Consider the following 10,767-nt stretch of genomic DNA (forward strand, 5'->3'; position numbering starts at 1 on the left):
GGGGCTCGGCACCGCGGCGCTGCTGGCCGCCGACGTCACTGCCGACCCGCTCCTGCCGGTCGGCGGGCACGTCCGCGTGGGCCCGGTCGTCGCCGAGCCCGACCTGCTCGCCCGCTGGGCGGCGCCCCCGGAGCGGCAGCGGTGGTGGCGGGACCGGCTGCGGCGCTGCCACGCGCTGCTGGGGTGAGCCCCGGCACCGGGCATGCTGGGCCCGTGGACGACGCCTCGACCCTGGCCGCCCGCGGCGTGGTCCAGGGGCTCGTCGACGCCGGCGTCGAGCACGTCGTGCTCTGCCCCGGCTCCCGGTCGGCGCCGCTGGCCTACGCGCTGCACGCCGCGGAGCAGGCCGGCCTGCTGAGCGTCCACGTGCGCGTCGACGAGCGCTCCGCCGGGTTCACGGCCCTGGGCGTCGGGCGGGGCGGGGCCGCGCCCGCCGCGGTGGTGACGACCTCCGGCACCGCCGTGGCCAACCTGCTGCCCGCGGTGTGGGAGGCCCACCACGGCCTGGTCCCGCTGCTCCTGCTCACCGCCGACCGGCCCGCCCGGCTGCGCGGCACCTGGGCAAACCAGACGACGCCGCTGCAGGCCGGGGCGTTCACCGGGGCGGCGCTGGCCAGCCTCGACCTGGCGTCGTCGGACGACGTCGACTGGGCGGGCGTCGTCGTCGGCGCGGTCGCGCGCACGCTCGGCGTCGCCGCCGACGGCACGCGCGACGGCCGCCGCGGCCCGGTCCACCTCGACCTCGGCCTCGACGAGCCGCTCGTCCCGGACGACCTCTCGTGGGAGCCGGAGCCGCCGCGCGGGCCCGTGCTGCCCGAGCTGCTCGCCGACCCCGACGCCGACCGGCCCGTCCACCCGCTGGAGGACCTCGCGGCGGTGGCGGGCGCCGACGACCCGGCCCTGGACCCGGCCCTGGACCCGGCCCTGGACCCGGCCCTGGACCCGGCCCTGGACCCGGCCCTGGACCCGGCCCTGGACCCGGCCCTGGACCCGGCCCTGGACCCGGCGCTCGACCCGGCCCTCGACCCGGCCGTCGACCCAGACCCCGACCTGCCCGCCGAGGAGGTCGACGACGAGGACGAGCTCGACCTGTCCTACGCCGACCCTGCCCGGGGCCCGGGCGGGCAGCTGCTCATGTGGTCGCGCCGGCGCACCGTGGTCGTCGCCGGCGACGGCGCGGGCCCCGAGGTCCGGGAGCTCGCCGACCCCGCCGCCTTCCCGCTGCTGGGGGAGCCGTCGTGCGGGGCCGGCGCGAGCAGCTCGGCCGTCGCGGCGTACCGGCACCTGCTCGACCTGCCCGGCCTCGGCGCGGACGTCGAGCGCGTCGTCGTCCTCGGCCGGCCGACGCTGAGCCGCCCGGTGACGCGCCTGCTCGCCCGCCCCGACGTCGAGGTCGTCCACGTCCCGCTGGCGGGGATGGCAGGCCCGGACCGTCCGCACCGGCGCGTCGCGGCCGTCATGGCGGCCAACCCGATGGCCGAGGACCTGGTCTGGCTGGACCGCTGGCTGCTGGCCGGGCGGCGGGCGCGCGCGGCCGTCGACGCCGTGCTGGACGGCTGGCAGGGCCTGTCCGGCCTGCACGTGGCCCGCGCCGTCGCCCGGGCCCAGCAGGACTACGGCGTCGACGGCCCGCCCCTGCTCGTCGGGGCGAGCAGCCTCGTGCGCGACCTCGACCTCGTGCTCGACCACGCGACGGAGCAGCCCCCGGTGCACGCCTCCCGCGGGCTGTCCGGCATCGACGGCACGGTGTCGACGGCGGCCGGCCTGGCGCTGGCCCGCTCCACCCCCGTGCGGGCCCTGCTCGGCGACCTGGCGTTCCTCCACGACAGCAACGGCCTGCTCGTCGGGCCGACGGAGGAGCGGCCGCCGGTGCAGGTCGTGCTCGGCAACGACGGCGGCGGCAGCATCTTCTCCCTGCTCGAGCACGGCGAGGAGCGGTTCGCGGCGGTGCACGAGCGGTTCTTCGCCACCCCGCAGGACGTCGACGTGGCCGCGCTCTGCCGTGCCCACCATGTGCCCCACCGGCTGGTCACCACGGAGGCCGAGCTGGACGACGAGCTCGCCGGCTGGGACGGCAGCAGCCAGGTCCTCGAGTGCGTGCTCGACCGTCACCGGTCGCGCGCGCTGGCCCGCGCCGTCGCCGACGCCGCCCGCGGGGCCGCGCTCACCGGCTGACCGCCGGGTCTAGCGGCGCACCGGGCCCGTCGTCCCTCGGACGATGAGCTCGGGGGCGAACAGGTACTCCGTCGTCGGGTGCTGCCCGGTCCGCAGCTGCTCGACCAGCGCCGTGATCGCCACGGAGGCCATGTCGCCGACGGGCTGGCGCAGCGAGGTCAGCGGCGGGTCCATGAACGCGTTGACGGGGGAGTCGTCGAAGCCGATGACGGACACGTCCCGCGGGATCGACAGCCCCATCGCCCTCGCCGCCCGGATGACGCCCAGCGCCATCGGGTCCGACGCGGTGACGATGCCGGTGGCGCCGGCCTCGATGAGCCGCCGCCCGGCGGCCTGGCCGCCCTCGATGGTGAACAGGGAGTGCTCGACGAGGCCGGTGAACGGGTCGCCCCCGTCGGCGCGCGCCGCGACGAACCGCTGCACCGCCTCCACCTTGCGCACGACCGGCGTGTAGCGCTCGGGGCCGACCGCCAGGCCGATCCTGCGGTGCCCGAGCGTGCCCAGGTGCTGGGCGGCCATCTCGACCGCGGTCGCGTCGTCCACGGCGATGAAGGTGGCGTCCAGGTCCGGCACGAAGCCGTTGACCAGCACGAGCGGGACGCCGAGCCGGCGCAGCCGCAGGTACCGGTCCGGCGGGGAGGTGGTGTCGGCGTGCATGCCGGAGACCACGACCAGCCCCGCCATCGACCGGCCGAGCATGAGCTCCACCCACTCGTCCTCGCTCACGCCGGGCGTGAACTGGGAGCCGACGATCGGGGTGTAGCCCTGCTGGACGAGCAGCGTCTGCATCCGCTGGACGAACGCGGGGAAGACGGGGTTGTCCAGCTCGGGCACGACCAGGCCGACGACGTCGGTGTCCAGGCCCGTGCTCCGCTTGCTCGCCACGTACCCGGCGGCCTCCGCCGCGGCCAGCACCCGGAGCCGCACGGCGTCGCTGACCCCGTTCTTGCCGCGCAGGGCACGGCTCACGGTGGCGGGGCTCACGCCCACCTCGGCAGCGATGACGTCGAGGGTGGTCATGGTGGGAGCGTGGCACCGGCGCAACACGGGGCGCAAGGAACGCGGCCGGTGCGCACTGCCAGCAGATCAAGAGTCGGTAACGGGGGCGGAAGTTGCGCGCAAGACTCTTCCGTCTTGCGCTTGCTCTTGCTACGTTCCCCCGCAGCCGCTCGACCGACGGGCGGGCCGACAGACAGGAGAACCCCGATGCGACGACGCATCCCGGTCGTGGCGATGGTCGCCGGCCTCGCCCTCGTGGCCACGGCGTGCGGCGGCTCCGACGCCGCCCCCGCCGACGAGGGCAGCGCAGCCGCCGAGCCCACCACGGACGAGTCCGCCGAGGCCGCCGCCGAGCCGTCCGCCGAGGGGAGCGAGGCGCCGGTCGAGCGCGCCGACGCCGACCTCGTCATCTGGACCGACGAGACCCGCGCCCCTGTCGTGCAGGAGATCGGCGACGCCTTCGGTGCGGAGAACGACCTCACCGTGGCCGTCCAGCAGCTCGACTTCGGCACGATCCGCGAGAACCTCATCTCCCGCGGGCCGGTCGGCGAGGGCCCCGACATCATCATCGGCGCCCACGACTGGCTCGGTCAGCTCGTCACCAACGGTGCGGTCGCCCCGCTCGAGCTCGGCGAGACCGCGAGCACCTTCCAGCCCGTCGCGGTCGAGGCCATGACGTACGAGGGCACGACGTACGGCCTGCCCTACGCCGTGGAGAACATCGCGCTGTTCCGCAACACCGACCTGGCCCCCGCGGCCCCCGCAGACTTCGAGTCGATGCTCGCCGAGGGCAAGGCGCTCGTCGACGCCGGCCAGGCCGACGTCCCGCTGGCGCTGCAGGTGGGCGACGCGGGCGACGTCTTCCACTTCTACCCGGTCCAGACCTCGTTCGGCTCGCAGGTGTTCGGCCAGAACCCCGACGGGTCGTACAACCCCGACGACCTGCAGATCGACAACGAGGGCGGGCTCGCCTTCGCGGCCAAGCTGGCCGAGTGGACCGAGGCCGGGTACCTCAACCCGGACCTCACCTTCGACCTGGCCACCGAGGCCTTCGCGACCGGTCGCGCGCCGTACGCCATCACCGGCCCGTGGAACCTCGAGGCCTTCACCGACGGCGGCGTGAACTTCTCCGTCGAGGCCATCCCGTCCGCGGGCGGCCAGCCCAGCCAGCCGTTCGTCGGCGTGCAGGGCTTCATGGTCTCCGCCTACGCCGAGAACCCGATCGTGGCCAACGACTTCGTCGTCAACTACCTCGGCACCGAGGACACCGCCCGCGCGCTCTACGAGGGCGGCCAGCGTCCCCCGGCGAACACCGCGGTGTACGAGGAGGTGTCGGCCGACCCGGTCATCGCCGGCTTCGGTGCCTACGGCGCGTCCGGGCAGCCGCTGCCGAACATCCCCGCCATGGACTCCGTGTGGGGCGACTACGGCAACGCGCAGCGCGACATCATGCTCGGCGCCGGCGACCCCGCCACCCTCGTGACGGACGCCGCGACCAAGATCCGCGAGGCGATCGCCGGGTCCTGACGGGCCCGCACGACCGGCACGCCTGCGCCACCCGCACGTCCGCCCCCCGCGCGGTCGTCCGCACCAGACCACCCGCGGGGCCGGGAGCGACCCTCCCGGCCCCGCGGGCCCCAGCCCGGCACGCCCGGCCCGCCTCGGCGAGCTCCTCCAGCCCCGGTACGCCCGCACGTCCACCCCCACCACGCACCCCCTCGACGAAGCGGAGGCCGTGTTGTCCGGCACCCTGACGCCCGCCCGTACCCAGGGCGACCCGCCCGCGGCCCCGCCGCCCGGCGACGTGCCCACCCCGTCGGCCCGGCCGCCCCGCCGCCCCGGCCCCCTCACCGGCCTGCTGCTCAAGGTCGCCTTCATGGCGCTGCTCAACGCCGTCGGCGTCTTCGCGGTCCTGGTGGCGTTCGGGGCGCGCGAGTGGGGCTTCGTCGCCTTCCTCGCCCTGTCGCTGCTCGCCGCCGACGTGGTCTACGCGACCGGCCGGTTCGTCCCGGCCAAGTACCTGTTCCCCGGCCTGTTCTTCCTGCTCGTGTTCCAGGTGCTCGTCGTCGTCTACACGGTGTTCGTCGCGTTCACGAACTTTGGCGACGCCCACACCATCGACCAGGAGCAGGCCCGCACCCAGATCCTCGCCGTGTCCGAGCAGCGGGTGCCCGACAGCCCCGCCTACGCCGTCACCGTGCTGGCCCGCGAGGGCACCGCCGCCCCCGCCGGGGGCGCGGACCCGGACTCCGCCGACGCAGCCGACGCGGCCGGCGCACCCGACGAGGGCGAGGGTGCCGACGCCCCGGCCGACGAGGCCACCGACGGCCCGGCGGACGCCGCCGAGGAGCTCGCCTTCCTGCTCACCGACCCCGACGGGGAGGTCAGCCTCGGCACCGCGGCCGGCGTCGAGGAGGTGGACCACGACGCGGTCACCACCGAGGACGACGGCCGCGCCACCGGCCTGGACGGCTGGCAGAGCCTGGCGCTCGGCGACCTGGCCGAGCGGCAGCAGGCCGTCATCGGCTTCCGGGTCCCGCTGGCCACCGACGACGACCCCGACGCAGGCAGCCTCCGCACCCAGGACGGGCGCACCGCCTACGTCAACCGCCCGCTCCTCACCTGGGACGAGGCCGGCGACACCCTCACCGACACCCGGGACGACGCCGTCTACACCGCCGACCAGTCCCGCGGCTTCTACGTCAGCCAGGACGGGCGCGAGCTCACCCCCGGCTGGCGGGTCGGCGTCGGCACGGCCAACTTCGAGCGGGTCGTCACCGACGACCGGCTGGCAGGCCCGCTGCTGTCGGTGACCCTGTGGTCCTTCGCGTTCGCGCTGGTCTCGGTGGTGTCGACGTTCTTCCTCGGGGTGCTGCTCGCCCTGGTGTTCGACAACCCGCGCATGCGGGGCCGCAAGGTCTACCGCTCGCTCCTGATCATCCCGTACGCCGCACCGAGCTTCATGTCGATGCTGCTCTGGGCCGGCTTCCTCAACCCGAGCTTCGGCTTCGTCAACGTCGTCCTGCTCGGCGGGGCGGAGGTCCCGTGGCTCACCGACCCGTGGCTGGCCAAGCTCAGCGTGCTCGTCGTCAACCTGTGGCTCGGCTTCCCGTACATGTTCCTGGTCTGCACGGGGGCCCTGCAGTCGATCCCCGGCGAGGTCAAGGAGGCCGCCCGCGTCGACGGCGCGTCACCGACCAGGATCTTCCGCTCGATCATCCTGCCGCTGCTCATGGTGAGCGTCGCGCCGCTGCTCATCGCGAGCTTCGCCTTCAACTTCAACAACTTCTCGCTCATCTACTTCGTCACCGGCGGCGGGCCGAACATCCCCGAGGCGTCGATCAGCATCGGCTCGACGGACCTGCTCATCCACGTCGTCTACACGCTCGGCTTCGAGTCCGGCGGCGGCCAGCAGTGGGGCTTCGCCTGCGCCCTGTCGGTCCTCATCTTCGTCGTGGTCGCCGGCATCTCGGCGGTCAGCTTCCGTCAGACCCGCGCGCTCGAAGACATCAACTGAGGGGCTGGTCATGGCCACCACCACCACCGCCGTCGGCCCGGGCCGCAGCAGGCCCGCCGCCCCGTCCCGCCGCCGCCAGGGCTTCCGCCGCTGGTTCGCCGACACGGGCTGGCGGCACCTCGTCGGCGCCGTCGTCCTGGTGTTCGCGCTGTTCCCGGTCGTCTTCGTCGTCAGCGCCTCGCTCAACCCGCTCGGCACGCTGACCGCGAGCAACTCGATGTTCAGCCGGGTGAGCCTGGTCAACTTCCGGGCCCTGTTCTCCACGCCCGTCTACCCGTACCCGAGCTGGTTCCTCAACACGATGGTCATCTCGGTGACCACCGCGGTGCTGCAGGTGCTCGTGGCCTGCCTGTCGGCGTACGCGTTCAGCCGGTTCCGCTTCGCCGGGCGCCGGGTGGGCCTGCTCGGGCTGCTGCTCATCCAGATGTTCCCGCAGGTCCTCGCGGCGGTCGCGATCTTCCTGCTCGTCTTCGAGATCGGGACGCTGTTCCCCGCGGTCGGCCTCGGCTCGTCCCTGGGCCTGGTCTTCGTCTACATGGGCGGCGCGCTCGGCGTGAGCGCGTTCCTCATCAAGGGCTTCTTCGACACCGTGCCCAAGGAGCTCGACGAGGCCATGAAGGTCGACGGGGCCGGCCACGCGCGGATCTTCTTCACGATGATCCTGCCGCTGTCCGCGCCCGTGCTCGCGGTGGTCGTCCTGTTGTCCTTCATCACCACGCTCAACGAGTTCCTCGTCGCGAGCATCGTGCTCACCCAGCCCGAGGACCAGACGCTCGCCGTCGGCCTGTACCGGCTGGTCAGCGACTCGCTCAACGCGCAGTGGGGCTTCTTCGCCGCCGGCGCGATCCTGGGCACCATCCCGCCCGTGCTGCTGTTCCTCTGGCTGCAGAAGTACGTGGTCGCCGGGCTGACCGCGGGGGCCGGCAAGTGACCCCCCGGCCCGCCCCGCTGTGGACCGAGCCGCACCACGACGGCTCCGCGGTGCACGGGCCCGTCCTCGGGGCGGAGCTCGGCAGCACGGTGCAGGTCGTGCTGCGCGTCCCCCACGACGGCTCGGGGGAGACCGGCGTCCGCGCCGTGCACCTGCGCTACGTCCACGACGGGGAGCCGTCGTACGCGCAGGCGCGGGCGGTCCGCACCGATGCCCACGACGTGTGGTTCGCCGCCGACCTGCCGGTGCGCAACCGGCTCACCCGCTACCGCTGGCTGCTCGACGACGGCCCGGACGCCCCGCACGGCTACCGGTGGTCGACCGCGGCGGGGGTGAGCACCTCCGACGTCACCGACGCCACCGACCACGTCGTCAGCACGTACCCCGCCGCCCCCGGCTGGGCGGTCGACGGCGTCGTCTACCAGGTGTTCCCCGACCGGTTCGCCCGCTCCGGCGCCGACCACGGCCCGCTGCCCGCGTGGGCCGAGCCCGCGGCCTGGGGCGACCCCGTCGTGCACGAGGGCCCCTCGACGGCGCGCCAGCTGTACGGCAGGTGACCTGCTGGGCGTCGAGCAGCACCTGGACCACCTCGTCCGGCTCGGCGTCGACGTGCTCTACCTGACCCCGGTCTTCCCGGCCCGGAGCAACCACCGCTACGACGCCTCGAGCTTCGACGAGGTCGACCCGCTGCTCGGCGGCGACGCGGCCCTCGCCTCCCTGGTCGCCGCGGCGCACCGCGCCGGCATCCGGGTCATGGGGGACCTGACGACCAACCACACCGGCGCCGGGCACGCCTGGTTCCGCGCCGCCCAGGCCGACCCGGGCTCGGCGGAGGCGGGCTTCTACTACTTCACCGAGCACCCCGACGCCTACGAGTCGTGGTTCGGCGTCCCCAGCCTGCCCAAGCTCGACCACGGCTCGCCGTCGCTGCGCCGGCGCCTCGTGGAGGGCCCGGGCAGCGTCGTCGCGCGCTGGCTCGAGGGCCCGGACGGGCTGGACGGCTGGCGCATCGACGTGGCCAACATGACCGGGCGGAAGGCGGGCGACGACCACAACCACGAGGTCGCCCGCACGGTCCGGCGGACCATGGACGCGACGAGGCCCGGCTCCTTCCTGCTCGCCGAGCACTTCCACGACACCTCCGACGACGTGACGACCGGCGCGGGCGGCTGGGACGCGGTGATGGACTACGCGGCCGTCACCCGGCCGGTCTGGGAGTGGCTCGCCGCCCCGGCGTCGCCGTACGGCTTCCTCGGCATGCCGGTGCCCGTGCCCCGCAAGCCCACCGCCGACGTCGTCGCGGCGGTGCGGAGGTTCTCCGCCGCGGTGCCGTGGCAGCAGACCGTCCAGAACGTCACCATGCTCGGCTCCCACGACACCCCGCGGATGCTCAGCGTGGTCGGCGGCGACGAGCGGGCCCTGGTGGCCGCGCTCGCCCTGCTCGTCGGCCGGCCCGGCATCCCCATGGTGTTCGCGGGCGACGAGCTCGGCCTCACCGGCGACGACGGCGAGCAGTCGCGCACCCCGATGCCCTGGGACGACGAGGAGCGCCTGGACGGCGACCTGCTGCACGCCTACCGCGCGCTGCTGCGGCTGCGCCACGACCTGGAGCCGCTGCGCCGGGGCGGTATGCGCTGGCTCGTGGCCGACGAGGACGCGATGGCCTGGCTGCGGGAGACGCCGGACGAGCGGGTGTGCGTGGTCGTCGCCCGGGACGCCTGCACGGTCGACCTGCCCGCCACGCTCGTGGGGGAGTGCGTCCCGGTCTGGGCCGGGCCGGGCGACCCGGTCGTCGAGCACGGCTCGCGGACCGTCCAGGTGTCGTTCCCCGGCCCGGGGGCGGCGTTCCTGCGCTGCGGCTGACGGCGCGGCGCGCCGGGGGGCCGGCGCCGCCCCCTCAGGAGGGCGCGGCCACCGGGGGGCTCTCGAGCAGGCCGAGCGCGCTGGCCAGCTCCTCGCCCAGGCCGAGGGAGCCGATCGCGTCGACGTCGCCGGCCACCTCGCGCTCGAGCTCGCGCACGAGCGGGACGACGCGCTCGCCGAAGGCCTGCACCTCCTCGCGGACGTGGAGGAAGCCGAGCAGCAGCAGGTCCACGCCGATGAGCCGGTAGGCGAGCACCCGGCGGGCCACCTGCTCGGGCGTGCCCACCAGGCCGGTGCGGAAGCCGTCGTTGTACTGCACCAGGTCCTTGAACTCGCTGTCGGCCCACATCCCCTTGCCGTCGGGGGCGGAGCGGCCGGCCTGCTTGACGGCCTCGCCGAAGCCCTCGACCTTCTCGCGGTCGGCGTGGGACACGATGTCCTCGACGACCTGGCGCGCCTGCTCCTCGGTGTCCCGGACCACGGCGAAGCCGTTGAGCCCGAACCGGATGCGGCGCCCGGCCGCCGCGGCGTACCCGCCGACCTCGGCCACCTGCTCGGCCACCCCGTCGTAGCTGCTGCCGTTCATGAAGTACCAGTCGCTCGCGCGGCCGGCCATCTGCCGGGCGGCCGTGGAGTTGCCGCCCTGGAACACCTCGGGCAGCACCTCGGGCTGCGGCCGGAACGTGAGGTCGCGCGTGCGGAAGAAGTCGCCCCGGTAGGTGAAGCCGTCGGTCGTCCACGCGCCGCGCAGGACGTCGATGAACTCCTCGGACTGCCGGTAGCGCTCGCCGTGCTCGAGCCACGTGGCCCCCAGCGACAGCGCCTCGCCCTTGAACCAGCCGGAGACGACGTTGAGCGCGAGCCGCCCGCCCGTGAGCTCCTGCGCGGTGGCCGCCCACTTGGCCAGCACCGTCGGCTGCCAGAAGTACGGGTGGACGGCGGCGATGACCTTGAGCCGCTCGGTGGCCAGCAGCAGGGCGAGCGAGAACGACGTCGACTCGTGCTGCTCGTCCGCGCCGTAGCTCGCGCCGTAGCGGACCTGCGTGAGCGCGTAGTCGAAGCCGGCGGCCTCGGCGGCGCGGGCGGTGTCGACGTTGTAGGCGGGGGAGTGGTCGGTCCGCTGCGGCAGCGTGGACACGACGAGCCCGCCGGAGACGTTGGGCACCCAGTACGCGAAGCGCACCGGCTCCCGCGTGCCGGGGGCCTGGGCGCCGCCGGGCAGGTCCGGGCCGGGGGCCCCGGGGGCGCTCACGCCACGGCCCCGGCGAGCGCGGCCGGGGGC

The 10,767-nt window shown here is 74.8% G+C and carries 8 protein-coding genes and 1 pseudogene; 7 read left to right on the forward strand and 2 right to left on the reverse strand.

Annotated elements, in window-relative coordinates:
• A pseudogene (locus tag WCS02_RS12965) lies at positions 1-187 on the forward strand (o-succinylbenzoate synthase); the annotation flags it as partial.
• Between the two features lie 26 nt (positions 188-213).
• Positions 214-2,175 (forward strand): 2-succinyl-5-enolpyruvyl-6-hydroxy-3-cyclohexene-1-carboxylate synthase, encoded by a 1,962-nt coding sequence (gene menD, locus WCS02_RS12970; protein ID WP_340293882.1) that lies wholly within the window; start codon positions 214-216, stop codon positions 2,173-2,175.
• Positions 2,176-2,184: 9 nt separating this feature from the next.
• Here menD and WCS02_RS12975 read toward each other — a convergent pair whose 3' ends face one another.
• Positions 2,185-3,195 (reverse strand): LacI family DNA-binding transcriptional regulator, encoded by a 1,011-nt coding sequence (locus WCS02_RS12975; protein ID WP_340293884.1) that lies wholly within the window; start codon positions 3,193-3,195, stop codon positions 2,185-2,187.
• Positions 3,196-3,381: 186 nt separating this feature from the next.
• Here WCS02_RS12975 and WCS02_RS12980 point away from each other — a divergent pair, with 186 nt between their 5' ends.
• The 5 genes from WCS02_RS12980 to WCS02_RS13000 all read left to right on the forward strand — a co-directional run bounded on the left by WCS02_RS12980 (position 3,382) and on the right by WCS02_RS13000 (position 9,485).
• Entirely contained in the window at positions 3,382-4,701 is a 1,320-nt protein-coding gene (locus tag WCS02_RS12980; RefSeq protein WP_340293886.1) for a sugar ABC transporter substrate-binding protein, read from the forward strand.
• A gap of 211 nt (positions 4,702-4,912) precedes the next feature.
• Positions 4,913-6,691 carry an ABC transporter permease subunit gene (locus WCS02_RS12985; protein WP_340293889.1) on the forward strand — a complete coding sequence of 593 codons (1,779 nt, stop codon included), beginning with the start codon at positions 4,913-4,915 and terminating at the stop codon, positions 6,689-6,691.
• Between the two features lie 10 nt (positions 6,692-6,701).
• On the forward strand, positions 6,702-7,622 hold the full coding sequence (locus tag WCS02_RS12990; RefSeq protein WP_340293891.1) for a sugar ABC transporter permease: 921 nt from the start codon (positions 6,702-6,704) through the stop codon (positions 7,620-7,622).
• Complete coding sequence (locus tag WCS02_RS12995; RefSeq protein ID WP_340293894.1) at positions 7,619-8,179, forward strand: hypothetical protein; 561 nt, start codon at positions 7,619-7,621, stop codon at positions 8,177-8,179. The genes WCS02_RS12990 and WCS02_RS12995 overlap by 4 nt, the downstream gene beginning before the upstream one ends.
• Positions 8,180-8,201: 22 nt before the next feature.
• Entirely contained in the window at positions 8,202-9,485 is a 1,284-nt protein-coding gene (locus tag WCS02_RS13000; RefSeq protein ID WP_465252398.1) for an alpha-amylase family glycosyl hydrolase, read from the forward strand.
• Positions 9,486-9,519: 34 nt separating this feature from the next.
• Here the strand turns inward: WCS02_RS13000 and sfnG are convergent, their stop codons facing one another.
• Complete coding sequence (gene sfnG / locus WCS02_RS13005) at positions 9,520-10,737, reverse strand: dimethylsulfone monooxygenase SfnG (protein ID WP_340293898.1); 1,218 nt, start codon at positions 10,735-10,737, stop codon at positions 9,520-9,522.
• Positions 10,738-10,767 lie beyond the last annotated feature (30 nt).

Origin of the sequence: Aquipuribacter hungaricus (assembly GCF_037860755.1) — a bacterium.
In the GTDB taxonomy this organism is placed as follows: domain Bacteria; phylum Actinomycetota; class Actinomycetes; order Actinomycetales; family JBBAYJ01; genus Aquipuribacter; species Aquipuribacter hungaricus.